Raw genomic sequence first — 25,613 nt, 5'->3', positions numbered from 1 at the left:
TGAACAGGTTTTTCCTGGTTAACTTCCTCGTTAATTCGTCATGATCCTTGACCCATTGGCGTGATAGCCTTTTCACCTTCGGCGTTGACACCTTTGCTCAAGCCTTTCCATTCCTTTGTATTGGTGGAACTCGTATGACCAGGCTTTCTCATCAAGATTTGCGCCGTAACTTCCGTCAGTTGCTGGCTTCCGACACCTGCTATCACACCGCCTCGGTGTTCGATCCGATGTCCGCCCGCATCGCCGCTGACCTGGGTTTTGAAGTAGGGATTCTCGGCGGCTCGGTCGCCTCGTTGCAGGTTCTGGGCGCTCCGGACTTTGCCCTGATCACCCTCAGCGAATTCGCTGAACAGGCCACCCGCATCGGCCGCGTCGCCCAATTGCCGGTGATCGCCGACGCCGACCACGGTTACGGCAACGCGCTGAACGTGATGCGCACCATCGTCGAACTGGAACGCGCCGGCGTCGCTGCGCTGACCATTGAAGACACCCTGCTGCCAGCACAATTTGGCCGTAAATCCACCGACCTGATCACCGTCGCCGAAGGCGTCGGCAAGATCCGTGCGGCACTGGAAGCCCGGGTCGATTCGGAAATGGCGATCATCGCCCGAACCAACGCCGGCATCCTGCCGAATCAGGAAATCATCAGCCGCACCAAGCAGTACCAGGCCGCTGGCGCTGATGGTATCTGCATGGTCGGGATTCAGGACTTCGATCAGCTCGAGCAGATCGCCGAACACCTGACCGTGCCGCTGATGCTGGTGACCTACGGCAACCCGGCGCTGCGCGACGACAAACGCCTGGCCGAACTGGGTGTGCGAGTGACCATCGACGGCCACGGTGCCTACTTCGCGGCGATCAAGGCGACTTACGACAGCCTGCGCGAACAACGCCAGATCTTCACCCAGGCCTCGGACCTGAGCGCCACCGAGCTGACCCACACCTACACCCAGCCTGAGGAATACATCCTCTGGGCCAAGGAATACATGAGCGTCAAAGAGTAACCTCGCAACACGCGACAAAGAGGCAGAGCGGCCCGACGCCATTACGAGTCCCACTCGCATGGCGCCCGCCGCAAAACCGCTGGCTGCCGTTACTGTTTCGCCAACTCCATAATCATCCGCGACAACAGATAAATCCGCGGCGCAACGCTTTCCACCTCCGCATATTCCTCCGGCGTGTGAATGTTGCCGCCAACAATCCCGAACCCATCCAGCGTCGGCGTACCCACCCCGGCCGACAGGCTCGCATCCGCCGCCCCGCCGCTGCCTTCTTCAGTCAACTTGCGGCCGATCTCGCCGTAGATCCCCTGAGCCATCGCCATCAAACGATCCGACTCCGCCGTCTGCGGCATCGGTGGCAGGCCGCGTTGCAATGAAGTCTTCACTTCGGTGTCAGGAATCAGCTTGTCCTGAGACACCCGCGCCAGATCCTTCTCGATCCGGTCGAACTCTTCCGGCACTGCCGCCCGCACGTCAGCCTTGGCCGTGGCCTGATCCGGGATCACGTTGGTGCGATCACCCGCCTTGAGCACGGTGAAGTTGATGGTGGTTTTCCTGGCTTCATCGCCGAGCTTGCCCAGTTGCAGGATCTGATGCGCCGCTTCCATCGCCGCATTGCGTCCCAGTTCCGGCGCCACACCGGCGTGGGCAGCCTTGCCCTTGACCTCGACCAGTGCGGTGGCGCTGCCCTTGCGCCACACCACCAGCCCATCTGCCGGACGGCCCGGCTCGAGATTGAGCGTCACGTCGTGCAGCCTGGCGGTTTTCTTGATCAGGTCAGTGGCGACGTCCGAGCCGGTTTCTTCGCTGGCATCGAGCAGAAAAGTGATTTGCGCGTAATCCTTGAAGTCGAGGTTCTTGAGGATTTTCAGCGCGTAGATGCCGGCGACGATCCCGCCCTTGTCGTCCATCACCCCCGGCCCGTAAGCGCGACCGTCCTTGATGTGGAACGGTCGCTCGGCAGCGGAGCCCTCCTTGAACACCGTGTCCATATGCGCCATCAGCAGGATCTTCGCCTTGCCGGTGCCTTTGAGCGAGGCGAGTACATGGTTGGTCTTTTCCGGGGAGTTGGGCACCAGTTCGATGGTGGCGCCGAGCTTTTTCAGCTCATCGATGGCGATTTCGCTGACTTGTTTGAGGCCTTTTTCATCGCCGGAACCGGAGTCGATATTGACCAGGCGTTCCAGCAGTTTCAGGGCTTCGGATTTGTATTGCTCGGCGTCGGCCAATACTTGTTTGTGCGGTTCGGCGAAGGCGCCTGCGGTGGTGAAAGAGAGGGTCAGACCGAGACCGGCGGCCAGCAGGGAACGGGGGAATTTGAACGTCATGAATCAATCCTTGTTTCGTGTCGGGTACTGAACCGTACCTCACATCCCCCCAAGGCTCTATCCCGGATGCGACACCCGATCCGTTCAGACCGAATCGAATACCTGGCGCAGTGGCTTGTCGTCGCTGCAGCAAATCACCCGGTTACGCCCGCCGGCCTTGGCCTCGTACAGCGCCTGATCGGCGTCATCCAGCCATCGTGTCGCATCACCGTGGGCGGGATCGAGCGCCGCCAGACCGATGCTCAGGCTGACTTTCAGCGCCGGGTTCTGTTCGTACACCAGAAAGGAAAAACGCTCACGCAACGCTTCCATCGCCTGCGCCGCGTTAAACAGCGGCAAGTCCGGCAGGATCACGCAAAACTCGTCGCCGCCGTAGCGCCCCGCCACATCGGCCATGCGCAGGTTCTGCTTGAGCATCTTGCTCAACTGACGCAGGACGAGATCGCCGGCCACATGGCCGTAGGTGTCATTGATCGCCTTGAAGTGATCGATGTCGATCAGCGCAATCGTCGCGCCGGTCTGCTGACGTTTGCAGCGTTCAAACTGGATTTCCAGTTGATCCTTCCAGGCGCCGTGATTGAGCAGACCGGTGAGGCTGTCGGTGCGGCTCAGGGTCAGCAGTTCACGTTTATGCAGGCCGAGGGTGTAGGCCTGGCGAAAGCAGATCCAGCCCAGCGCCAGCGGATACAGCATCAGCAGCGGCAGACAGGCATAGAGTTGCGCCGGTGTGGTCATCGGGACGAACGCGGGCGCAAATACCACCAGCCCGACACCGACGCCAAGCAACTGTGCCGCCGCCCCTGCCACCAGAAAACGCAGGCCGCCGATGGCGACGTTGTTCATCGCCATCATCGAAATGGTCATGGCACTGGGCAAGGGATTGAAGTGCATGGCGGCGACCCAGAAGCCACCGAGGAAAGCGTCGATCAACAGGTTACGGTGTTCGGCGTGATAGGGAACCTTGGCCCGGCGGGCCCATTGATATGCGAGGTGCGGCCAGACCAGGCCGTTGAACAGCATCAGCGCCCAGACCCAGGTCGGCGGGACGAGTGGGTACATCGCGACGCTCACGCACAATAGCCCCAGGACCAGCCCGAGGGTTCGCGATGTATAGAGCCTCCTGGCCAGTGAAAGTCCTTTTCCTCCCGATCTTCCCATAGGGGCCTCGACCACTCGACGGCACTGCGCAGACCGCAGACCGTATGTGCTGGGAGTCTAACAGGGCAACGTTAAATAGCCATCACCGGCCAGCGGGCCGAATGCCCCGTCATCGGCGACACACGGCGGGCAAATGATTGGCTATACATGAAAGGAAGAAAATGGAAAAAAGACTCTAAGAAGGAGGCGCATGCAAACCTACCAAGTGCTGATCATCGGCAGCGGTTTTGGCGGCCAGTGCGCGGCGGTCAATCTGCTCAAGGCGGGTATCGACGACTTTCGCTTGCTGGAACGCCGGGACTTTTTCGGTGGCACCTGGTGCCAGAACACCTACCCCGGCGCAGCGGTGGATGTGCCGTCGCCGCTGTATTCCTTGTCATTTGCGCCTTATCGCTGGACGCAGATGTTCGCCGAACAGGCCGAACTGCACCGCTACACCGATCATGTGGTCGAACGCTTCGGCCTGCGCGACCGGGTGGAGTTGCAGGCCAACGTCGAATGTGTCGAGTGGGACGATGCCGAAAAACGCTGGGCCGTCCATACCGGCGCGAAAGGCACTTTTTATGCGCAGTTCCTGATCAATGCCACCGGGCCGTTGAGCCAACCGGTCATCCCACACTTCCCCGGTCAGGATCGCTTTCAGGGCAGGACCTTTCATACAAACAATTGGGATCACAGCTATGACTATCACGGTAAACGGGTAGCGATTGTCGGCAGCGGTGCCAGTGCGGCCCAAGTGATTCCGGCAATTGCACCGAAGGTCGCCCGGATGCACGTGTTTCAGCGTACAGCGCACTGGGTGCTGCCCCGCGCCGACCGCACGTTCGGGCGATTCCAGCGTTGGCTGCTGGGTCTGAAACCCGCCTACAAACTGCTGCGCTGGATGATTTACTGGCAATTCGAAACCCGGGTCATCGCCTTCAAGTATTCGAAACCGGCGATTCACATGGTGCAACGCCAGGCCCTGAAGTTTCTTGAACGCCAGGTGACTGATCCCCAGTTGCGGAAAAAACTGACACCGGACTTCACCATCGGCTGCAAACGGGTGTTGCTCTCCAGCACCTACTACCCGGCGCTGACCCGACCCAACGTCACGTTACACAGCCGCGAACAGGGTATCGCCAGCCTCGACGAAACCGGCATCGTCACCACGGACGGCCAGCACATCGACGTCGATCTGATTGTCTGGTCGACCGGTTACGACGCCACCGACGGCGTGATTTCCTATCCGGTCAGGGGAAAAAACGCCGTGCAACTGCGCGATGTCTGGGCGCAATACCCACGCGCCTACCTCGGCACCAGCCTGCCGGACTTTCCCAACCTGTTTATCGTCACCGGGCCGAACACCGGCATCGGGCATACGTCGGCGCTGTTCATCATCGAATCGCAGATGAACTACATCCTCGACTGCATCCGCACCTTGCAGGCCAAAGGTCTGCGCAGCATCGAAGTTCGCCCCGAAGCGGAACGTACCTACACTCAGATGATTCACCGGGAAATGGAGCGCACGGTCTGGAAAACCGGCGGCTGCCACAGTTGGTATCAAAGCAGGAGCGGTCATGTGATCGCGATGTTTCCCGGCTTCAGTTTCAGCTACCACCGATTGACCCGGGCGCTGAAACCGGCCGACCACATTCTGTCTTGAACAAGGAAGATCCACGATGCTTTTGCTGTTTGTCGCCCTCGCGGTTTTCGTGGCCTGGAGCTGGTTGAGTTATCCGGCGGTCGGCCACTGGCTCTACGATCTGAGTGCGGCCCTGGAGGCCAGGCTGTACCGGTTGCACAAGATTGAAGTGCCGATTACCGAAATGACTGTGTCGACCTGGCAAGGCGGGCCTTATGAAGCGTCGAGCAGCATTTTGATGCTGCACGGCTACAGCGCCGAAAAAAACCTGTGGTTGCGCTTCGCCCGGCATTTTGTCGGCCAGTACCGAGTGATCATCCCGGACCTGGCCGGCCACGGCGAAACCGGCTTCAAGGCCGGCGGTGGCTATGACATTCCGGTGCAAGCCAAGCGCATGATCCAGTTGCTCGACGTCTGCGGCGTCGAGAAGGTCCACGTGATCGGCAACTCGATGGGCGGCTACATCGCCGCGTGGCTGGCGGCGACCTACCCTGACCGCATCGCTTCGGTGGCGCTGATCGACCCGGCGGGCGTCACTGCGCCCGAGGCCAGCGACATGGAGCGTCACCTGGCTCGTGGGCACAATCCGTTCCTCATCAACTCCCGGGAAGAATTCCGACGTTTCTATGCCATGACCATGGCCTCGCCACCGTGGGTGCCGGGTCTGGTACTCGACGCCATTGCCCAGCGCTACGAGCAACAGCGAGACGAACTGGAAGAGATCTTCCGCGATTTTCGCGCCAGCCCGCCGATGGAGCCGAAGTTGCCGGACATCAAATGCCCGGCGTTGCTGCTCTGGGGCCGCAAGGACCGGTTGATCGATGTCAGCAGTGTGCCGGTATGGAGCAAGGGCATCGCCAATCTGCGGGTAGATGTGTGGGATGGCGTCGGGCATATGCCGATGGTCGAGCAGCCCTCGAACACAGCGCGTCTGTACCAGGAGTTTCTGGGGGAGCATTCGCGTCAGGACAGGTAAACGGTCAGTCGTTGGCAGAATGAAGTCCGTAGGATTCTTCGTTTGCCCGCGTCGGCGAAGGCTGCGATCTTTTCCGACATCCTTTACGTGACCGTGCCAGGAATTTTTTTCATGACCGTGCAGCCTTTCGTCAGCCCCGACCTGATCCGCCAACGCTTCTCCAAAGCGATGTCCGACATGTACCGCGAAGAAGTGCCGCTATACGGCGCGTTGATGGAATTGGTGGAACAGACCAATCGCGATGTGCTGGCGCGCGAGCCGCAAGTCGCCAATCAACTGCAAAGCACGGGCGAAATCGAACGGCTGGACATGGAACGCCACGGTGCGATCCGCGTCGGCACCGCTGCTGAACTGGCCACCCTCGCCCGCCTGTTTGCAGTGATGGGCATGCAGCCGGTGGGTTATTACGACCTGACGCCCGCCGGGGTGCCGGTGCATTCGACGGCATTCCGTGCGGTGCATGAAGAGGCGCTGCAGGTCAGCCCGTTCCGGGTGTTCACTTCGTTGCTGCGACTGGAATTGATTGAAGACCCCGAGTTGCGAGCCTTTGCTGCATCGGTGCTGGATAAGCGTTCGATCTTCACCTCGGCGGCGCTAAAGCTGATCGAACAGGCCGAGTCTGCTGGTGGCCTGAATGAAGCAGAGGCCGGGGAATTCGTCCTGCAAGCGCTGGAGACGTTTCGCTGGCACCACAGCGCTACCGTCACCGCCGCGCAGTACCAGACCCTCAGTGCCCAGCATCGTCTGATCGCCGATGTCGTTGCATTCAAGGGCCCGCACATCAACCACTTGACCCCGCGCACGCTGGACATCGACATTGTTCAGGCGCAGATGCCGCTGCAGGGCATTACGCCCAAAGCGGTGATCGAAGGCCCACCGCGCCGGCAACATCCGATTCTGTTGCGTCAGACCAGCTTCAAGGCGCTGGACGAGCCAATCGCCTTCACCGACCAGACGCAAACCCGCGGCAGTCACAGCGCCCGCTTCGGCGAAATCGAGCAACGCGGCGCAGCGCTGACCCCCAAGGGCCGGGCGCTGTACGACCGCCTGCTGAATGCGGCGCGCGATGAACTGGGGGATTTCCCCAACGAAGCCAACGCCTCACGCTACAACGCGCTGATGGCGCAGCATTTCAGCGAATTCCCTGACAGCCTCGAGGGCATGCGCGAGCAGGAATTGGCGTACTTCCGTTACTTCCCGACAGACAAAGTAGGTCGTCCCGCAGATGTAACGCTGCAAGGGTTATTACGCGACGGCTATGTGAAAGCCGAACCGCTGGTGTACGAAGATTTCCTGCCAGTCAGTGCGGCAGGGATTTTTCAGTCGAACCTGGGGGATGCGGCGCAGACGCACTATGGCGAGCATTCCAACCGACAGGCGTTCGAGCAGGCGCTGGGGCGTTCGACCATTGATGAATTGAGGTTGTATGCCGAGACGCAGCAACGCTCGATTGAGGACTGCCTCGCGGTGTTGACTCGATAACGCGGCGATTAGCCATACTGCGCAAGAAGTTGCGCAGTTCTCCGTATTAAACTTCCTACAAAACCTCTGAAACCCTTGCGCTACGAGGCCTCCAGCCAAGTGCGCAAGAAGTTGCGCAGCACTGCGCAACTTCTTGCGCACTTTTTGCCTTAATCCCCGCCCGCTTTCGTCAAAACCGGCACCAATCAGCTCCAACCCGTTGATTTATAAGGCTTCTAAAAAACTGGCACGCTCCTTGATAACAGTCAGGCACCCACCGGGCGATTTCGCCTCCCGGGCACCCTAACTTTATCCGCAAGGAGCACCTCCCATGGCAACACCAGCGTACATGTCGGTTACCGGCGAAAAACAAGGCCTGATCACTGCCGGCGCTTTCACCGCCGACTCCGTTGGCAACACCTACCAGGAAGGCCACGAAGACCAGGTCATGGTTCAGGCTTTCACCCACGACGTGATCATCCCGCGTGACCCGCAATCCGGTCAGCCAACCGGTCAGCGCGTTCACAAGCCAGTTGTGATCACCAAGGTCTACGACAAGGCTTCGCCTCTGCTGCAAGCCGCTCTGACCTCCGGCGAGCGCATGAGCGAAATCGTTATCCAGTGGTACCGCACTTCGGCTCAAGGTACCCAAGAGCACTACTACACCACCAAACTGGAAGACGCGATCATCGTCGCCATCAACAACAAAATGCACAACTGCCAGGATCCAGGCAACGCGCACTTCACCCACCTGGAAGAAGTGCAGTTCACCTACCGCAAAATCACCTGGACCCACGAAGTATCCGGTACTTCGGGTTCCGATGACTGGCGTGCTCCAGTCGTTTAATTACGGCTGATCGTTTCAAGCATCGGCCAGCTCTGCTGGTCGATGTTGTTTACGCCCCTCCAGAATTTCGCGTGCGTTGACCGGTTTTTCCGGTCGACGGGCGCCGCTGTACAGCACGAGGAACAAGGGATGTTCGCGCCGGCCAATGAAACCCACTTTGCCCTGACCATCGAAGGGCTTTCCGCCGATTTCCAGGTGTTTACCCTCACCGGTCGGGAAGCCATCAGCCAGCCGTTTGCCTTCGAGGTGGAGCTGGTCAGTGAGCAGCCGTCGCTGGACCTCGAAACCCTGCTGCACAAGCCGGCCTTTTTGCAGCTGTCGCCCGACGGCAGCGGCATCCACGGCCTGATCTACCGCGCCGCGCAAGGCGACTCCGGCAAACGCCTGACGCGCTACTCCGTGACCCTGCGCCCGCAACTGGCGTATCTGGCACACCGCATCAACCAGCGGATCTTCCAGAACCTCAGCGTGCCGAAAATCATCGGCAAGGTCCTCGAGGAACATGGCATCCAGAGCAATGCCTATGAATTCCAGACCGGTTCGATCTACCCCGAGCGTATCTACTGCGTGCAGTACGACGAATCGGACCTGCATTTCATCCAGCGCCTGTGCGAAGAAGAAGGCATTCACTACCACTTCCAGCACAGCGCCACGGCGCACAAACTGGTGTTCGGCGATGACCAGACGGTGTTTAAAAAACTGGCGCCGGTGGCCTATCAGCAGGACTCCGGCATGGTCGCCAGCGACCCGGTGATCAAGCGCTTCGACCTGCGCCTGGAAACCCGCACCAGTCGCACCACCCGCCGCGATTACGACTTCGAAAAACCGCGCCTGACGCTGGAAAGCGAAAACCGCGGCGACGCTCTGCCCGACCTCGAGGATTACGACTACCCGGGCCGCTTCATCGACCGCGAGCGCGGCAAGCATTTGGCCAAACGCGCCCTCGAACGTCATCGCAGCGACTTCCAGCTCGCCGAGGGGCGTAGTGATCAGCCGTTGCTGGTCAGCGGCCATTTCCTCGCGCTGAAAGAACACCCGAAAGCCAAGTGGAATGATCTGTGGCTGCTCACCGAAGTCCACCACGAAGGCAAGCAGCCGCAGGTGCTGGAAGAGTCGGTCACCAGCGACACCACGGCGCTTAAAGACGATTTCCATCAGGGCTACCGCAACCGCTTTCAGGCCACCCCGTGGGACGTGCCCAACCGCCCGCCCCTGCGCCACCCGAAACCGCGCATCCTTGGCAGCCAGAGCGCCGTGGTCACCGGCCCGAAAGGTGAAGAGATCCACTGCGACGAATACGGCCGCGTGAAAGTCCAGTTCCACTGGGACCGCGAAGGCCAGGCCGACGACAAGACCAGTTGCTGGCTGCGCGTGTCGTCTGCCTGGGCCGGCGCCCAGTACGGCGGCATCGCCATCCCGCGCATCGGCATGGAAGTGCTGGTCACTTTCCTCGAAGGCGACCCCGACCAACCGCTGATCAGCGGCTGCCTGTACCACAAGGAAAATACCGTCCCGTACGCCCTGCCGGCGAACAAGACGCGCACCACCTTCAAGACCCTGAGCTCGATGGGTGGCGGTGGCTTCAACGAACTGCGCATAGAAGACAAGAAAGGCCAGGAACAGATTTTCCTGCACGCCCAGCGCGACTGGGACGAGAACATCGAACACGACCAGAAGATCCGCGTCGGCAACGAACGCCACGACGTCGTGGAAAAGAACAGCTACACGGAATTCAAGGCCGAGGAACACCACACCGTCTACGAAGACCGCAAAGTCGAAGCCCGCGCCAACGACCATCTGACCGTGGGCGTGAACCAGCACATCAAGATCGGCACGGGGCAATTCATCGACGCGGGGCAGGAAATCCACCTGAGCAGCGGCATGAAAGTCGTGCTGGAGGCCGGGGCTGAGCTGACGCTGGTCGGTGGCGGCAGCTTCATCAAGATCGATGGCGGCGGCGTGACCATGAGCGGGCCGGCGATCAATATCAACTCCGGCGGTGGCCCGGGCAGCGGCTCCGGCGCCGCCCCGCTGCTGCCCGGCGTGCTGAAACAGGCCGACGCCGACAAGGCAGGTGCCGTACTGACCCCGGCGCAAATCAATACGCTCAAACGCAACGCGCCGTTCTGTGAAGAATGCGAAAAATGCAAGGCAGGTGCCTGTGCCATCTAATCGACTGACACCCAAGGACTGGCTGGCACAACAGCCGTTGAAAAAAGACGAACGCCTGTACCTGATCGTCAGCGCCGCCAGCGATGCCGACGCACTGAAAAACCTCTACCAAAGCGAGCCCACCGTCCAGGCCATTCCCATCTGGGGCGGCACGCCCTACGCCACCTGGCAACCGGTGATGCCCTACGTCGCCGAACTCAAGGCCAACTCGGCCTTCCTGCCCTGGATCACCGGAACCGACGCCCTCGACTGGGGCTGGCTGGCCGTCTCCCGCTCCGAACCCAACGAAGTCTTCGAACACCTGCGCAGTTTGACCCAGGTGAAGATGCCAGACGGGACCGAAGTGTTTTTCCGGTTCTGGGATGGACGGCATATCTATCCGATTCTTGAAGGGCTGGGGGAGACGGCCGGGGAAGTGCTGCCGGTGTTTGAGCGGTATCTGATCAATGGCAGAACGCTGGAAGTCGGACCGAGGGTGGTGCCGAAGGTGAGGGATTGGCCGTGGTGGGAGGTGCCGAAAGATCTACTGGACAGCCTGATGGCCGAAAACCCGTCGACCATCATCGGCAACATGATGCAGTGGTTGCAGGAGGAGCATGCAGACCTGTACTTCTCGTTCCCGGAATCAAACCTGCAAAAGAAAGTGGCGCGCTTCGTAAAACGCACGCCACTCACGGAAGAAAATTTTACCGGCCTGCTGAAGGCCCATCTGGAAAGTGAGGTAGATGTATGAGCCTGGGCGAAACTTTTATTTATCTCACCGAGAAACAGCCAGACCCGAAAAAGATAATTGCCGAGTTCAAAAATTGCCTCTCAGGTTATCGTTCCAAGGCCAGATACTTACCTGGCCTTGACGTGGAGCAACAGTTTCAGGTCGGTGACGAAGTATTAAAACCTGCGCCCAAGGACAGTAAAGAAAGGGCCGTAAACTATGCAACTTGTCCTGAAAATGGAAAGCTAACACTCATTCATAGCTTCGAGTCCGCAAGGTTCGTTCCTATTGGAAACACTCCAATCGAGCTAATACCCGTCGATAAAGAAAACAAACCGATGGGGCCCGCCCTAACGAAGAAAATCGGCCCTAGCGGTATTGAGGTTATTTCCGACCTCAAGCCGCACCAACGGTATCGGGTCTCCTTCTTTCCGAATCCGACACCTGCAGACCTTGAACGCCTGTTCAAATCCTATGATGACGTCATGGGTGACTTGACAAAATGGCTTGAAAATGAATGGAGCACAACATGCCTGCCACTCTGGAAGGAGCACAGCAACGCATCCTTGTCAGAAAAGCTCTGGCAGAAAATGCAGGCAGACTGGGATGGTTTCTGGAGTTTCATAATGAGCATTTGGAGCGACATCACGTCGCTCTACGACTTGGTTACTAACCCTCGAAAAAATTATGAAAAGCTCAAAAAGTACTTCACCGAAGAAGCCATCAAAAAGATATATAACTCATCGAAGGAGTCTCTCAGAACCGCATTCTTGATTGCATGTGATGAGCCACTTCTATGGGTTTATATCTCTGCGGTATGGGCTTGGGTCACTATGCTGCCACCGCAAACGCGCGCGCAAGTTGTCGCACGACTCAAGACTGAAATTGTTTACATTATTCTCGGGATTATCTTCACTGCCGGCCTTGGTGTTGCATTACGTGCTGGCGCCAAAACTGTCACATCAACGTTGCAGGCTGAAAAAGCTCTCAAACTGGTAGAGAAGCTCACCGCCAAGCTGATCGAAATCAGCCGCATTCGCTCAAAAGTACACGCGGAGGCAGCCGCCCCGTTGAGGCTTTCCGGCGTTGGAGTGACCAACTCAAGCAAAAAAGTCGCGGCAGAGATCTCACCTCACACGCCAGCCCAATCGGCCGTTCAGCCCAAACATCCCACACCGGCTGCGGGTGCTAAGGTTGAACCGGACTCTCAGATCCACACGCGACGCAAGACTCAGAACGAAACGCGTCTGGAACAAAAAGAGTCTATTCAAAACGCTCCGGAACAATCAAAGAACCCGGCGGACAAGCCCAGCGAATGTGCAGCCAGTACCTGCAAGAACGGTGATCCGGTCTCCATGGTGACCGGTGAAGAGTTGCTGACACTCACCGATGGCAAATTGGATGGCCTGCTGCCCTTCGAATGGACGCGCCTGTACCGTAGCAGTGCAGTCGAAATAGACAGTCGTCTGGGGCGTGGCTGGAGTCATTCGCTCTCCCACAGCTTGCAACTCGATGATGAGGGCGTGCTGTGGACTGACAACGAAAACCGCCAGACACGCTTCCCGATGCCAACCGAACAACGTCCGGCCATTACTAACAGCCTGGCTCAGGCGGCAATCTTCCTGGGTGATGCCCCCGGCGAGTTGATCCTGACTCAAGCAGGATCGAGCTCACGCTTCTATCACTTCCGTGCTGGACGCTTGATAACGATCAGCGATGCCTACGACAACCAGTTACACATCAGCTATGACTTGGTTGACCGTGTCCAGCGTATCGATAACGGCGCGGGTCGCTCCTTGCTGCTACGTTACGACAACCGACACATCGTCGCAGTGGACTACCAACAACAGCGCCCTGAGTACAACGAGCGGGGCGAACGCCAGGATCCATGGTTGACCATTCAGACGCTGGTCAGCTATCGCTACAACACGCAGAACCAACTGGTATCCGCGACCAATGCCGCCGGCGAAACCGAGCATTACAGCTACAACGACCAGCACGTCATCCTTGAGCGACAATTGGCGGGTGGCGCCAGCTTCTTTTGGGAATGGGAGCACGAGGGCAAGCATTCTCGTTGTGTCCGCCATTGGGCGAACTACTCGTTACTCGAAACACGTTACGAGTGGGACGATAAAGGTTCGGTCACCGTCTATAACGCCGATGGCAGCGAGCAAATTTATGTGCATGACGACAAGGCACGTCTGGTCAGCGAAACTGCACCCGATGGCGGTGAAACACAGAAGGCCTATGATGATGAAGGGCGACTAGTTGCGATTAAGGACCCACTGGGTGCGGTCATTGAGTACCAATACAGTGAAGCCGGCCGTCTGATAGCGGTAATTCCTCCAGAAGGCGAATCCACTCGGTACAACTACTTCAATGGTCAACTCATCGATGTCCGACGAGGTAAGGCACGTTGGCAATACAACCGTAACCGTCAAGGCGACATCACCCGGCAAATCGACCCACAGGGCAACGAAACCCACTACAGCTACGACCGCCAGGGTCGCCTGCTGGAAATTCACCATCCTGATGGCAGCCGCCATCAACTGGGCTGGAACAATCTCGGCCAATTGCTGGAGGAGCGTCTTCCGGACGGTGGTCAACGCAAGTATCGCTACGACGCACTTGGACGCCAGATCACTCGCCAGGACGAATTCGGCGCCATCACCCATTATCAATGGGATGCCGTCGATCGCCTGACCCAGGTAACGCTCCCCGGCGGCGCCACCCGTGCGTTCACCTACAACCCGTACGGACGCGTCACCGCCGAACGCGACGAACTCGGCCGCGTCACCCGCTACGAATACGCCGATAACCTGCATCTCGTCAGCCGTCGCATCAATCCTGACGGCAGCCAGCTGCGCTACCGCTACGACAACTCGCGCCTGTTGTTGACCGAGATCGAAAACGAACGTGGTGAGCATTACAAACTCGACTACTACTCGAACGGCCTTATCCAGCAGGAAACCGGCTTCGACGGTCGTCGCACTGCATACGAATACGACCTCAATGGCCAGTTGCTGAAGAAAACGGAATTCGGCGATGACGGCAGCGAGTTGGTAACTGAATACCAACGTGATGCGGCTGGCAGGCTTCTGGTGAAGACGCTTCCCGACGGCGAAGAAATCCACTACAGCTACGACGCCATCGGCCGCCTGGTCAACGTCGACGACGGACACTGGCCGCTCGCCTACGAATACGACCTGCAAGATCGCCTCGTCACCGAACATCAAGGCTGGGGCACCTTGCGTTATGAGTACGACAGCGTCGGCCAGCTCAAGCACTGCCGCCTGCCCGATGGCAGCAAACTCGACTACCGCCACCAACCCGGCGGCATGCTCAGCGGCATCGATCTCAATGGCTCGCGCCTGACGTCTCACCAGTTCAACGGTGGTCGCGAACAGCAACGCCAGCAAGGCCTGTTGCTCAGCCAGTATCAATATGACGAACAAGGCCGCCTTCAAGCCCACAGCGTCAGCCAACGCGAGAAAAACCTTTTCCAGCGTCGCTACAACTACGACGCCAACGGCAACCTCGCCGGCATCGACGACAGCCGCAAAGGCAACCGCAGCTTCCACTACGACCCGCTGGATCGCTTGATCAACGTGCGTGGCGCGACACCGGAAAGCTTCGCCCACGACCCGGCCGGCAACCTGCTCGGCCAGAACAACGAAGGTACGGCCAACCTCGCCAACGTCAAAGGCAACCGCTTGCTGATGCAGGGCGACCGCCATTACGACTACGACGCCTATGGCAACCTGATCCGCGAGCGCCGTGGCGCTGGCCAGAAACTCGTCACCGAATATCGCTACGACTGCCAGCATCGACTGATCGGCGTCAGCCTGCCGGGTGGCAGCACCGCGTCTTACAAATACGACGCCTTCGGTCGCCGAATCGAAAAAAATGTCGACGGTCACACCACTGAGTTCCTGTGGCAAGGCGAACGCCTGATCGCCGAAAGCGGCGATAACCGTTATCGCACCTACATCTACGAACCCGGCAGCTTCCGCCCGCTGGCCATGCTCGACGGCGAAGGCCCGCGTAAGGCAACGCCGTTCTACTACCAGCTCGATCATCTGGGCACACCGCAGGAACTCACCGACTACAGTGGCGAGATCATGTGGTCCGCGAAGTACCGCGCCTACGGCAACCTCGCGGCGCTGGACGTCAGCGAAATCGACAACCCGTTGCGCTTCCAGGGTCAGTATTTCGACGCAGAGACGGGCCTACACTACAACCGTCATCGCTACTACAATCCGGGGACTGGGCGTTTTCTGACTCCGGATCCGATCAAGCTTGCGGGTGGGTTGAATAACTACCAGTACGTGCCTAACCCCACGGGGTGGGTGGATCCGTTGGGTTTGAATGGATGCCCACCAGATGGAGATGGTCAAGGAAACCCAACTGCACCAACAGAGAAGGCGCGAGTCGATACGAAAGAACCTTCGGCACCCGATATCCCGTGGTCGAATGGTTCTGTAAAAAGGGCATCAGACGCACTTGATCGAGGTGCTACCTCCGTCACCGTGAACAGCAGAGCTGAAGCTGAAGAGCTATTTTTAGGGAAATATGTAGGCCAAGGATATAGAAACGCCGAAGAATTCAACTCCGCGACTGCCAAAACGCATTTCAGAAAAACAAAAGAACCCGAAAAATACTATCACTGGGATGACACACCGGTTTCAGACATTAATACAAGAAAGGTCACAATGGCGAACCACGACCCGAGCGACCCACATGGTGATCATCCACATTTGCAGCTTCACCCTGTGAAAGGGGAAGTTATAAGAATCTATTGGCCAAACCAATTTGAAGGACAAAAATGAGCAACCAGAAGACTATCCCTAGAAAAGTTTGGTGGGGTTTGGAGGCAAAATCATATACAGAGATTGCGCAGGAACTACCTTCGCAGGATGAGTCACTTAGAAAGTGGATCGCAATCTATGCTGTTTATCATTTAAACTTTGAAAATAGATACCCTGGAGAGAGTTACTACAAATTTCTAGAGGATGCAAAAAATTCTAAATACGTCATTATAGAATTCACTCTCCCAATCCACTTTCTCGAAACAAGAGACAGCATTGGCGCCAACGACACAACAATCACAAAGTGCAAAACCATGGAAACAGAGGAAGAAATAAACTCTTTTCTTTATGAAAATAACATAAACCCCGAGCTATTTACGCCCCCATGGACCTGCGAGTACCCGCTAGACTGAACTCAACAAAAATTGACAAATCTGTCTCCTTTTCAAACCCAAAGTCAAAGGGGACAGATCTGAATGGCACTGCAAAAAAGACACCAACGAACTAGTCTGACTGATCGTATTGAGCGGAACCAATCCATTTGAAAAAATCATCATTCACAACAGCAGCATCCATATTCATTCATCAAGCGGCACATTAGCAATAGTACCCACTGATTGGCCAGACAACCTTTCCATAGAATGGTCTTAACTAAAAAACAGAATCAAAGGGACAATTTATCCCCTTTTCGAACAAACAAAATGAAAATTTTTCTCAACATTGAACACCTGAAAAACTATAACTTCCCTAGTACATTTATAAAATTCGCGACTACGGAACCTGAACCGGACATTGAACCTTGGTGGTTACTAATATATCAAGAGGGAAAAATAAACTACTGGCACAACACGCTAAAAAATCTGTATCCCAACCGCACGTTAGTTCCTTTCGCAAAGTTCAACGCCAATGATGATATTGCTTGCTTTGACGGCGATGATTTATCCGGCAATCCAAAAGTGCTAATAATACATGCATATGCTTCAGAGGGGTGGGAGCTTCACGGAGAACATCCTGACTTTAGCGCATGGCTAAAAATAGCGATTGAGACCCATACAAAATGGAATGAAGAAGATTAAAAACATCCACACCCAACATCTTATCCAAATATGTGTATTCAATCCAAAGAGGACAGATTTATTTTTAAGAAAATAAATCCCTCCCCTTTTCACACAAGTTTAAAGGATAAAAAATGAGTCTTCAGAAGACAATCCCGAGGAAAATCTGGTGGGGCTTTGAGGCAAAATCATATACAGAAATTGCTCAAGAGCTACCTTCACAGGATGAGTCACTTCGAAAGTGGATCGCAATCTACGCCGCTTATCATTTAAACTTCGAAAATAGACCAAAAGGGGACAGATTTATTTTTCGTTAAAGAAAATAAATCCGTCCCCTTTTACTCTAATCCGCCCCCTTTTACTTAATAAACTCATGAAAATCACAATATCGCGCATAGTTAAAATCCACACAGAAAAGACCCTTGTTGAATTCTCCACCCCTTACGGAGAAGGTCTTTCAAGCTTATTCAATCTAGAGGCAATAGAAAACCGTTCCTATGACGTCGAAATAAATATTGATGATGATTTTTATTGGGGTAAAAACATCTCCACATCAATGAGCAACACACCATCAATTCGCCACGAAGCAGAAACAACCTATATAACAGCAGAGCTGATTTCTATTAGCAAAGATGGATGCAGCTCGCTAAAACTCGGCAACTCCATCATCCTCATCTCACTAAAAAACGAAAATAGAGATCTTATTTTTCCGAGCTTTATAGAGATTTCAGCCATTCAAATCACCCTTTACCCAACCAACACCTGAGTAGTGCTCAACCCCCCTCAAATACCCCTTGGATATCACTAAATGAACACAAGCAAAATCATCACTCTCGGAGCCAAAATAACTCTCGATGACATTTCCCAGCTTGATAAAACAATCGACACTTCTCTCGAAATAGAAAACTTAAAGGAAGACCTTTTTCAAGCGACTTTCCCATGCGGCCAAATACTCGATATCGGATGGCATCCAGAATTCAGCACATACGGTTCCTTTGTAATCTCTCTAATCCGCAATCAAGACTGGCAAAATCCTACTCATTGTGAAAAGCCAAAAACTGGGCAGAGCTGAAAATCGCGCTAGAGAACATATTAAAAAACCTGGAAAGCTAGAATCGACAAACGCTTCCGACACATGAAGCAAACCAAATGACTAAAGCGACATCACCACTATCTCCCCTCAATCACCCCCTCCAAAACCTCATACTTAACCACCACCCGATTCCCATACAACCTCTCCCTCTCCACCAAAGCCCCCACCTGCCCCTTCTCCCTCACCTCCCGCCAAATTTCATTCTCCCGATACACCCGCTCCCCCTCCCGCACAAACCGATGCCCCACCTCGAATACGTGATACCGATACGCCCGCTCCCGATCACAAAACAACTCGCCCTCCAACTACGTCTCCCCCACCTTCAGCTTCAGCTGAAAGCTGCGATCCGTCGGGTTGTGCAGCACCAGGTCGATGTAGTTGTAGAAGATCGCCGCGCCGGAGCCGAATGGCAGGACGCGGCCGTCTTCCAGGAACGGGTCGAAGCTGTGGTTAGCGCGTTCGATGACGATCAAGGGTGAGTGAATGGCCATCCAGTGGATGTGGTTGCTGAGTTGGCAGATGCCGCCGCCGATGCGGGCTTAGCCGAATGAGAGTTCCATGCCTTCGACGTAGCCCGGGCGTTAGAGGGAAAGTGGTTTCATCCGTGGCGAACGGCGCAAGCCGTTGTCTTCCTTGAGCTTGTAATGGCGGCGCATCTTACCGTGGAACCGCGCTTGATCGCCAAGCGCCTCGCCTGCGTCGCAAGCCGTAACAAGTCACCCGGACCGGGCGCTCGAAAATTAAGTTTGAACTAAGGTTGCGTACCTACCATCCGGGCCACAAAGCAACGGTTCTGTGTGCTGATTGCTGTCAGCAGAACCCTTCACCTTGAAGTGAGCCCGGACCATGAGTGCGATCGATTCCACCTCAAAACAACTGCCCGCCTTCAGCCTTGTATTGGTCAATTACAAGACGCCGGAAATAACCCGGATGTGCCTGGAGTTTCTCCAGCAATACGTCAAGGAGCATCAAATTCCGGTGTGGGTGGTGGACAATGATTCCGCCGATGAAAGCCTGGTCTACTTGCGGTCTCTGGACTGGATCAACTTGATCGAGCGCCCTTCCCCCGGCAAGGAAGCGGGGCATATTGCTCATGGCAAGGCACTTGATCTGGCACTTGCAAAAGTTGAAACCGATTACCTGTTTTTGCTGCACACCGATACTTTCGTTTTTGACAGCACTGTCTTTTCGATGATGATGAATGAATGTATGCAATCTTTGGATACAGCAGCGGTCGGTTGCGTCGAGCAATTAGATCGCGGCGTCCTTAGAGACACCTGGCGCTTGTCTTCGCGTTACTTCAAACACTATTTCCGCCGGGCAAAACAGCACTTGGGGTTGCCCTCCCGAGATCCGAAACCCTACCGGGAAACTCACCTGAAAAGCTTCTGCACCTTGTGGAATGCACGGTTGATCAAAGCTCACGGGCTGCATTTTTCGATGGACGACCGGGTCCCGGGATACACGCTGCAGGATCGTTTAAGCACCCTTGGCTACGGCATCAAATGCCTCTCGCCGCGCACCATCTTCCGCTACCTCGATCACATCCAGGCCGGCACCGTGGCAGCTATCGGTGGATACGGCACACAGCACCGCCGCACCACCATGTATCAGGAAACGCTCAAGCGCCTTCAGTTACAACGGGGCATGCGACCTGCCAAATCGTAAGGCAATTAAAAAGGGCGACTTTAAAGTCGCCCTTTTTGCATCTGAATTCTTTGGCCTCTACTCCGAGGAGGTGTTCGCCCAGTGTGATGGCCTGGCAATCCATGCACCGGTAAAGAGCCCTGACACTGGGCGAACGGGAGGGATTTTAATGGAAGTTGGCGGATATGTCGTGCTAATTGAAGATGAATTTTATGTACTGAAAAGTTAAAGAATATTGCTCATCGATATTTCCCGACAAACTTTCTGAATTCACCACCTCGAACACTTCATATGACTGCTCTCATACAATTACTTGTACAAGAACAGTCACGCTGTAGAGTCAATACTCAACTTTCATGCTGACTGGTCACTTTTAATACATCGGTGTAAGTGACGATGACGCTCTGCCCCACTTTCAGGTTTTTCAGTTTGGCCTGAATCTCAGGCTTTTCGACGTTGAGGGTTTTGGACTGGCCCGACGGGTTTTCCAGAGTGACCCGGTTTGTCGCCAAATCAATTTTGGTGATTTTCAATTGCACCTGAATCTGGCGGAAGGCCTCGCCACCGGGATTGCTGCTGCCCACGGCGTTGCGCAGTTCACCTGTGCGCTCAGTGGAGCCAGGCAGACCTTTATCCACATCGGTGTCCAGGAAAGCGGCGATCGAATGTTGAACCTCGATCTTGACCAGATCACCCACCTTCAGATTTCCCAGATTTTTCGCCTTGTCGCTGAGCTGAATGTGCACCTGGCGACCTTCTTCGCCTTCAAGGACAACCTGATGATTGGCCGGATCAACTGCGAGCACCTTGGTGGTGACCTGATCCTTTTCGACAGTCGCCGACAATGGAATATCGGCAGCGAACGCCGTGGAAGCAGACAGAACAGTTGCAAGTGCAATGGCGTGCGTCAGTGCTTGGAGCTTCATAAGCGGTACATTCCCTGTGATGGATGGCAGCCCCCATCGCCAACGTATTCAGCGATTGGAGTGCCACTGAGCATAGATGCGCATCAGGGTTTGTTCCGCGATCGCTGCGCGGTGTCCTGCGCCGTGGACTCGCCACTGGCGGTGCCTTTCCCGGAACGCTGCCGCTGTTTGGGATCGGTGGGACGCAGTGCATCATTGTCGCGTTCGGTTTCACCCGGCGGACGAGGTTCGTCGGGGTGCTCGCTATCAAGGACAGTATTCATGCCAGGCCTCCTCAGGCTTCGGGGTCATCAAGTTGCCGCGCGACGTTCACCGCGGGCGAGTCCTTGTGCAGGTCATCGGCCTTGGCTTTGAGCAGCTGCCACTGCTCAAGATCGATCGCACCCTGCCCCAACAGATCGTCAGCGATGCGCTGCAAATCAAAGTAATGGGCATCGGGGGATTGTTGCCAGTACGTCTGATCGTCAAACATTTGCTGCCAGGTCGTCAGGTCTGGCGGTTTCAGTTCCTCGCTCATGGATCGGATCCTCGGCCATGTTCCTCGGTAGAGGCGGCATTCTGGAGAGAGTTCCAATCGATTTCTTCTCCGGCCCGGAGCGCGGAATCAGTACCCGGTCATCTCCAGATAGCCCTGCCCGCCCCGGTTGCCGCTCAGGCGCACCGGCCCTTCCCAATACGGAATGCGCAGGTTCATCCAGGCATCGGGATTGATTGCATCGAGGGTGATCTGCAGATCTTTTTCCGGAATGCCGATCGACCAGCGCACCGGCATCGAACGTCCGGCTACCTTCGCAGTGTCCTGCGGGGTCAGCTTGATCTGCCCGGCCTGCAGCGTTTCAGTCTGGCCATCGGCAGCAATCCACGTACCGGTGAGATAAGGCGCACCTTCCTTCTGACGCATGCGGTAGAGCATGACGTGTTCGCCGCTGTCCAGATGCAGGGAGAACCAGTCCCACCCGGTCTGGTTGGCGGTCAGCGGCTGGCTGCTCCACTCGCGATCAAGCCAGGCCGGGCCGTTGACGGTGTAGGTCTGACCGTCGATCTGCAGGGTACCGCTGGCCTGGAAAAACGGCTGGCTGTAGTAATACGACGCCTGCCCCTGTTCGGATTTCTGGCTGAAACCCTTGTCACCCTGCAGCACCAGCGGACGGCTGGAAGTCAGGCGCAGTTGGTAGCTGAAGTTTTTATCCCGAGCGCTGAGTTGCAGGTCGGCCAGCGGATCGCTTGCCTGACTGACGAAACGCCAGTCATCGATCCACGCCTCGAACGGCACTGCATGCACCCCGGCCTGCCCGACGCCGCCACGGGCGTAACGCTCGGCAGCGTGGTGGACGCTGGCTGAGGTCACCGCCGCGTGCCCGAGCCAGATCGTCTGGTTGGCCCAGCCCGGCTGCTGCGGCGAGGCGTTCAGAGCGCTGCGAAACAACGTCCACTGCACGCCGAAATCGTTGCCCTGCGCATCCTTGAGATTGGCCGTCACATACCACCATTCGATACGGAAACCGTCATGGGCGCCGTGATCCGCCGGAAAGCTGAACACTCGCCCCGGCACCACCGGCGTGAAGGCCTGCGCCTGGGCGCCCATCCCGGCGAAGCCCTTCTGTTCCGGTGCGGGGTTGTCGCAACCACTGAGCAACGACGCCAGAAAAACCGCCAGAAACACCACCGCAAACCTAGTCCTCATGGGCAAACGTCCTCAACAAGTCCGCCGGTTGCGTGCGGTACAGCGAATACAGCGGCCACGCCGAGGCCAGCAACGTCGCCAGCAGCGCCAGCCCCATCAGTTGCAGCAACTGCAATGGAAACACCCGCAGCGGCAGACGCCAGCCAAAGGCCTGCACATTGATGACCGCGTCCAGACACCACGCCAGACCGATGCCCAACGGCAAGGCCAGCACCAGCGTCAACAGCGCCAGCAGCCACGTTTGCCCAAGGTTGAGCAGCATCAACTGGCGTCGCGTCACGCCCAGGGCCCACAACGGCGCGAGCTGGCCGAGGCGGCTTTGGCTCTGGGTCAGCAGGCTGATGAACAGCGCCACACCGGCGACGGCCAGCGTCAGGCTATTCAAGGCGGCGGTCGCGGCAAAGGTGCGTTCGAAGACTTGCACCGACCAGCCTTTGAGCCGAGCCTGATCGACGATGCGGCTGTCATCAAGCTGAAAGCGCGCCTGCAAGGCACTGAGCAGCGCCGGGATATTCGGCGGGTCGATGCGCAGGTTGAAACGGTTCGGCGTCAGTTGCGGCCAGCCGCGCAAAAGATGATTGCTGTTGACCAGCACATGGCCCTTGGGGTTGCCGTAGTCGGCGTAGATGCCGACGATGCGTGGCGACCACGACCCGCCCGGCGTGGGAATCGTCAGGTGATCGCCCGGCCTCACTTTCAAGCGACGCGCCAGTTGTTCACTGAGCATCACTGCATCGTCCTTGGCCAGCGCCGCCCACGGGTCATCGCCCCGCGCTTCGAGCAACGGCCAGTGCTGACGATAGTGCGGATGATCGATGATCCCGAAGACGTCCGCCGGCCAGCCTTGCAGCGTCACAGAGACCTGCCAGTTGGGCATGATCGCGGTGACGCTCGATTGCTGTTTGAGCCAGGTGTACAGCTCCCGCGCCTGAGCCGGGTTGCTCGGGTTCAGATAAAGCTCGGCGGTGAGCCGTTGTTCGAGCCAATCGTCGAAGGTCTGGCGGAAACCGGCGGTCATGCTGCCGGCGCCGATGTTCGCCGCCATTGCCAGCAGCAGCGCCATCAACGCCAGACTCAGCGCCGGCAATTGCTGGCGGCAATCGGCGAGAAACCACTGACCGAGCACCGAGCGGCTGCGCCCGAGCAACCCGTTGAGCAACGCACTGAGCAACACTGGCAGCGCCAGCGCGGCGCCGAGCAACAATCCCGCCATCAACACAAAACCGCTGGCGAGACTGTTGCCCCACACCAGCGCGGCCAACGCAATCGCCGCACATACGCCGGCCACCCAGCCCTGACGTCGCAACCAGCGCGCATGTTGTTGATGCCAGGCCTGCGGATCCGCCACCGCCAGCAACGGCAGACGCGCCGCCCGCAGCAAACTGTTGGCCCCGGCCAGCAACGCGCCGAGCAGGCTCAAACCGATGCCGCTGAACCACCACCATGGACTCAGACGCAACTGCCCCGCCACTTCCGCGCCGTAGAGACCGCGCAGGCTGGCCGCGACGTCCGGCAACAGCACGCTCGCCAGCCAGTAACCGCTGACCACGCCGAACAACCCGCCGATCAACGCCAACGCGCCGAGCTCGACGATCAGGCAAGCGATCAGCATCCGCGCGCTGACACCGCAGGCTCTCAAGGTGCGCAGCAATCCCCGGCGCTGTTCCAGCGCCAGACCGATAGCCGCGTGAACAATGAACAAACCGACAATGAACGAGAGAAACCCGAGGGCATCGAGGTTGAGGTGGAAGCTCTCGGTCAGTCGCGCCAGATTGTTTTCCTCGCCGCTGCTCTTGAGCTGTAACTGGCTGTTGAACGCGGCCGGCACCTCGGCGTGAAAATCCTTCGGCAGCAGCAGACGTGACAGCTGATCGGGTTGTTCGAGCACGCGCTGAGCGACGCCGATGTCCACCAACAGCACGCCGGGGGCCATGTCGGTTTGCGCTCGCAGCGGCGGCAACGTCTGCCCGGATTCAGTGGTTGGCGTCGCGCCGTCGGCGAGGTTCAGCGCCCGCAAGGTTTCGGGAGAAATCCAGGTGCTGCCCGGCGGGCTGAAGAACTCGACAATCCGCTCGATCGGCATCGCCTGCCCGGCCACCGCGCTGTCACCGGGCAAGGACACGGGCTCGATGCCCATCAATTGCAGACGCTGGTTTTCGTGATTCTTGAGCGTCAGGCGACCTTGCAGCACCGGCGACACCGGCCAGCCCTGACGCCGCAGGTCAACGAACCATTGTTGCGGGAAGGTCGCGCCGTTCGGCGTGCTGAGGCTGGCCTGGGGTTCGCCGCCGATCAACTGGCTGGCCCGGGCGTAACTGTCCCGCGCCTGACTGTTGAGCGCTTCGACTCCGGTCAACAGGCTGGTGGCCAGCCACAACCCGGTCAGCACGCTGAAAAACTGCACCGGATGGCGCCGCCAGTGACTGAGCAGCGCCGTCAGCGCGTGGCGGAAAACCTTCACGTCAATCGACCGCTGGACAACACCACCCGCTCCGCCAGCCGCGCTGCCACGCGCTGACTGTGGGTGACCATCAGCAGCGTGGTCGGTGTGTCGTCGAGTAATTCCAGCAACAGCCGCAGCACTTCATCGCTGGTGTTTTCGTCGAGGCTGCCGGTGGGCTCGTCGGCCAGTAGCAGTTTCGGTTGTGCGGCCAGTGCCCGACCGAGCGCGACCCGCTGTTGCTGGCCGCCGGAGAGTTGTTCGGGATAGCGCTTGAGCAATTCGCCCAGCCCCAGGCGTTGCACCAGATGATGCTGCCAGTTCGGGTCATGTCGACCGGCGAGCCGCGCCTGAAACGCCAGGTTGTCCTCGATCCGCAGACTGCCGATCAGGTTGAACTGCTGGAACACCAGACCGATTTCGGTGCGCCGCCAGTTGGCCAGTTGCGCCTCGTTCATCCGGTCCAGACGGTGCTCGCCGCTGCTGATGCTGCCGCTGTCGACCTTGTCGAGCCCGGCGATCAGGTGCAGCAGCGTGCTCTTGCCGCTGCCCGACTCGCCCATCAGCGCCAGGCTGCTGCCGGGCTTGAGCGTCAGGTCGATGCCTTGCAGCACCGGCAGCGGGCCTTGCGGGGTGAGGTAGCTTTTGAAGACGTTTTGAACCTGGAGCATGCCGCCATCC

Annotated in this window: 21 protein-coding genes and 1 pseudogene; 13 read left to right on the top strand and 9 right to left on the bottom strand. The window is 57.5% G+C overall.

Annotation, left to right across the window (positions count from 1 at the left end):
* Positions 1-134 precede the first annotated feature (134 nt).
* Positions 135-1,004: an isocitrate lyase/PEP mutase family protein gene (locus tag I5961_RS10665; protein WP_007956238.1), complete on the top strand. Its 870-nt coding sequence runs from the start codon at positions 135-137 to the stop codon at positions 1,002-1,004.
* An 89-nt stretch (positions 1,005-1,093) separates the two neighbouring features.
* Here the strand turns inward: I5961_RS10665 and I5961_RS10660 are convergent, their stop codons facing one another.
* A complete protein-coding gene (locus I5961_RS10660; RefSeq protein ID WP_227235172.1) occupies positions 1,094-2,329 on the bottom strand; it encodes a M20/M25/M40 family metallo-hydrolase in 1,236 nt (411 codons plus the stop codon).
* A gap of 84 nt (positions 2,330-2,413) precedes the next feature.
* Positions 2,414-3,487, bottom strand: coding sequence for a diguanylate cyclase (locus tag I5961_RS10655; RefSeq protein ID WP_227235170.1), 1,074 nt, complete (start codon positions 3,485-3,487; stop codon positions 2,414-2,416).
* 190 nt (positions 3,488-3,677) lie between these two features.
* On the opposite strand from I5961_RS10655, the gene I5961_RS10650 reads away from it, so the two are divergent.
* From I5961_RS10650 to I5961_RS10600, 11 genes are all read left to right on the top strand, one after another.
* The gene (locus I5961_RS10650; protein ID WP_227235168.1) at positions 3,678-5,132 is read left to right on the top strand and encodes a flavin-containing monooxygenase; all 1,455 of its coding nucleotides are present in this window, start codon (positions 3,678-3,680) and stop codon (positions 5,130-5,132) included.
* Positions 5,133-5,148: 16 nt separating this feature from the next.
* The gene (locus tag I5961_RS10645) at positions 5,149-6,087 is read left to right on the top strand and encodes an alpha/beta fold hydrolase (protein ID WP_085698640.1); all 939 of its coding nucleotides are present in this window, start codon (positions 5,149-5,151) and stop codon (positions 6,085-6,087) included.
* A 111-nt stretch (positions 6,088-6,198) separates the two neighbouring features.
* Positions 6,199-7,569 (top strand): VOC family protein, encoded by a 1,371-nt coding sequence (locus tag I5961_RS10640; protein WP_227235166.1) that lies wholly within the window; start codon positions 6,199-6,201, stop codon positions 7,567-7,569.
* Positions 7,570-7,879: 310 nt separating this feature from the next.
* A complete protein-coding gene (locus I5961_RS10635) occupies positions 7,880-8,395 on the top strand; it encodes an Hcp family type VI secretion system effector (protein ID WP_007949952.1) in 516 nt (171 codons plus the stop codon).
* A gap of 129 nt (positions 8,396-8,524) precedes the next feature.
* Positions 8,525-10,567 carry a type VI secretion system tip protein TssI/VgrG gene (gene tssI, locus I5961_RS10630; RefSeq protein ID WP_227235165.1) on the top strand — a complete coding sequence of 681 codons (2,043 nt, stop codon included), beginning with the start codon at positions 8,525-8,527 and terminating at the stop codon, positions 10,565-10,567.
* Positions 10,557-11,300, top strand: a complete 744-nt coding sequence (locus I5961_RS10625) for a DUF4123 domain-containing protein (protein WP_227235163.1) — start codon at positions 10,557-10,559, stop codon at positions 11,298-11,300. The genes tssI and I5961_RS10625 overlap by 11 nt, the downstream gene beginning before the upstream one ends.
* Complete coding sequence (locus I5961_RS10620) at positions 11,297-16,108, top strand: RHS repeat-associated core domain-containing protein (RefSeq protein ID WP_227235161.1); 4,812 nt, start codon at positions 11,297-11,299, stop codon at positions 16,106-16,108. Before I5961_RS10625 ends, I5961_RS10620 begins: the two co-directional genes overlap by 4 nt.
* On the top strand, positions 16,105-16,500 hold the full coding sequence (locus tag I5961_RS10615) for a hypothetical protein (protein WP_085704910.1): 396 nt from the start codon (positions 16,105-16,107) through the stop codon (positions 16,498-16,500). Before I5961_RS10620 ends, I5961_RS10615 begins: the two co-directional genes overlap by 4 nt.
* 288 nt (positions 16,501-16,788) lie before the next feature.
* Positions 16,789-17,163, top strand: a complete 375-nt coding sequence (locus I5961_RS10610; protein WP_227235160.1) for a hypothetical protein — start codon at positions 16,789-16,791, stop codon at positions 17,161-17,163.
* A gap of 352 nt (positions 17,164-17,515) precedes the next feature.
* Positions 17,516-17,908, top strand: a complete 393-nt coding sequence (locus I5961_RS10605; RefSeq protein ID WP_139834878.1) for a hypothetical protein — start codon at positions 17,516-17,518, stop codon at positions 17,906-17,908.
* A gap of 42 nt (positions 17,909-17,950) precedes the next feature.
* On the top strand, positions 17,951-18,214 hold the full coding sequence (locus tag I5961_RS10600; RefSeq protein ID WP_227235158.1) for a hypothetical protein: 264 nt from the start codon (positions 17,951-17,953) through the stop codon (positions 18,212-18,214).
* 98 nt (positions 18,215-18,312) lie between these two features.
* Here I5961_RS10600 and I5961_RS10595 read toward each other — a convergent pair.
* Positions 18,313-18,816 (bottom strand): annotated as a pseudogene (locus I5961_RS10595) (VanW family protein); the annotation flags it as partial.
* A gap of 265 nt (positions 18,817-19,081) precedes the next feature.
* On the opposite strand from I5961_RS10595, the gene I5961_RS10590 reads away from it, so the two are divergent.
* Positions 19,082-19,903, top strand: a complete 822-nt coding sequence (locus I5961_RS10590; protein ID WP_085698631.1) for a glycosyltransferase family 2 protein — start codon at positions 19,082-19,084, stop codon at positions 19,901-19,903.
* Positions 19,904-20,229: 326 nt separating this feature from the next.
* On the opposite strand, the gene I5961_RS10585 is transcribed toward I5961_RS10590, so the two are convergent.
* The 6 genes from I5961_RS10585 to I5961_RS10560 all read right to left on the bottom strand — a co-directional run bounded on the left by I5961_RS10585 (position 20,230) and on the right by I5961_RS10560 (position 25,603).
* Entirely contained in the window at positions 20,230-20,808 is a 579-nt protein-coding gene (locus I5961_RS10585; RefSeq protein ID WP_227235156.1) for a hypothetical protein, read from the bottom strand.
* Positions 20,809-20,891: 83 nt separating this feature from the next.
* Positions 20,892-21,071, bottom strand: a complete 180-nt coding sequence (locus I5961_RS10580; protein ID WP_227235155.1) for a hypothetical protein — start codon at positions 21,069-21,071, stop codon at positions 20,892-20,894.
* 11 nt (positions 21,072-21,082) lie between these two features.
* Positions 21,083-21,325, bottom strand: coding sequence for a hypothetical protein (locus tag I5961_RS10575; RefSeq protein ID WP_227235153.1), 243 nt, complete (start codon positions 21,323-21,325; stop codon positions 21,083-21,085).
* Between the two features lie 87 nt (positions 21,326-21,412).
* Positions 21,413-22,492, bottom strand: coding sequence for a lipocalin-like domain-containing protein (locus I5961_RS10570; RefSeq protein ID WP_227235152.1), 1,080 nt, complete (start codon positions 22,490-22,492; stop codon positions 21,413-21,415).
* Positions 22,482-24,953 (bottom strand): FtsX-like permease family protein, encoded by a 2,472-nt coding sequence (locus tag I5961_RS10565; protein WP_085698626.1) that lies wholly within the window; start codon positions 24,951-24,953, stop codon positions 22,482-22,484. The genes I5961_RS10570 and I5961_RS10565 overlap by 11 nt, the downstream gene beginning before the upstream one ends.
* Positions 24,950-25,603: an ABC transporter ATP-binding protein gene (locus I5961_RS10560; RefSeq protein ID WP_227235150.1), complete on the bottom strand. Its 654-nt coding sequence runs from the start codon at positions 25,601-25,603 to the stop codon at positions 24,950-24,952. The genes I5961_RS10565 and I5961_RS10560 overlap by 4 nt, the downstream gene beginning before the upstream one ends.
* Between the last annotated feature and the right edge of the window lie 10 nt (positions 25,604-25,613).

This window comes from Pseudomonas sp. IAC-BECa141, assembly GCF_020544405.1.
GTDB lineage: Bacteria > Pseudomonadota > Gammaproteobacteria > Pseudomonadales > Pseudomonadaceae > Aquipseudomonas.
Note: the sequence above shows the minus strand (reverse complement) of the source record. Positions and strands in the feature narration are given on the sequence as shown.

Bases quoted from the DNA above. Each gene is read 5' to 3' on its own strand.
- I5961_RS10665 (WP_007956238.1), top strand. From the start codon at position 135: ATGACCAGGCTTTCTCATCAAGATTTGCGCCGTAACTTCCGTCAGTTG.
- I5961_RS10660 (WP_227235172.1), bottom strand. From the start codon at position 2,329: ATGACGTTCAAATTCCCCCGTTCCCTGCTGGCCGCCGGTCTCGGTCTG.
- I5961_RS10655 (WP_227235170.1), bottom strand. From the start codon at position 3,487: ATGGGAAGATCGGGAGGAAAAGGACTTTCACTGGCCAGGAGGCTCTAT.
- I5961_RS10650 (WP_227235168.1), top strand. From the start codon at position 3,678: ATGCAAACCTACCAAGTGCTGATCATCGGCAGCGGTTTTGGCGGCCAG.
- I5961_RS10645 (WP_085698640.1), top strand. From the start codon at position 5,149: ATGCTTTTGCTGTTTGTCGCCCTCGCGGTTTTCGTGGCCTGGAGCTGG.
- I5961_RS10640 (WP_227235166.1), top strand. From the start codon at position 6,199: ATGACCGTGCAGCCTTTCGTCAGCCCCGACCTGATCCGCCAACGCTTC.
- I5961_RS10635 (WP_007949952.1), top strand. From the start codon at position 7,880: ATGGCAACACCAGCGTACATGTCGGTTACCGGCGAAAAACAAGGCCTG.
- tssI (WP_227235165.1), top strand. From the start codon at position 8,525: ATGTTCGCGCCGGCCAATGAAACCCACTTTGCCCTGACCATCGAAGGG.
- I5961_RS10620 (WP_227235161.1), top strand. From the start codon at position 11,297: ATGAGCCTGGGCGAAACTTTTATTTATCTCACCGAGAAACAGCCAGAC.
- I5961_RS10615 (WP_085704910.1), top strand. From the start codon at position 16,105: ATGAGCAACCAGAAGACTATCCCTAGAAAAGTTTGGTGGGGTTTGGAG.
- I5961_RS10610 (WP_227235160.1), top strand. From the start codon at position 16,789: ATGAAAATTTTTCTCAACATTGAACACCTGAAAAACTATAACTTCCCT.
- I5961_RS10605 (WP_139834878.1), top strand. From the start codon at position 17,516: ATGAAAATCACAATATCGCGCATAGTTAAAATCCACACAGAAAAGACC.
- I5961_RS10600 (WP_227235158.1), top strand. From the start codon at position 17,951: ATGAACACAAGCAAAATCATCACTCTCGGAGCCAAAATAACTCTCGAT.
- I5961_RS10590 (WP_085698631.1), top strand. From the start codon at position 19,082: ATGAGTGCGATCGATTCCACCTCAAAACAACTGCCCGCCTTCAGCCTT.
- I5961_RS10585 (WP_227235156.1), bottom strand. From the start codon at position 20,808: ATGAAGCTCCAAGCACTGACGCACGCCATTGCACTTGCAACTGTTCTG.
- I5961_RS10580 (WP_227235155.1), bottom strand. From the start codon at position 21,071: ATGAATACTGTCCTTGATAGCGAGCACCCCGACGAACCTCGTCCGCCG.
- I5961_RS10575 (WP_227235153.1), bottom strand. From the start codon at position 21,325: ATGAGCGAGGAACTGAAACCGCCAGACCTGACGACCTGGCAGCAAATG.
- I5961_RS10570 (WP_227235152.1), bottom strand. From the start codon at position 22,492: ATGAGGACTAGGTTTGCGGTGGTGTTTCTGGCGGTTTTTCTGGCGTCG.
- I5961_RS10560 (WP_227235150.1), bottom strand. From the start codon at position 25,603: ATGCTCCAGGTTCAAAACGTCTTCAAAAGCTACCTCACCCCGCAAGGC.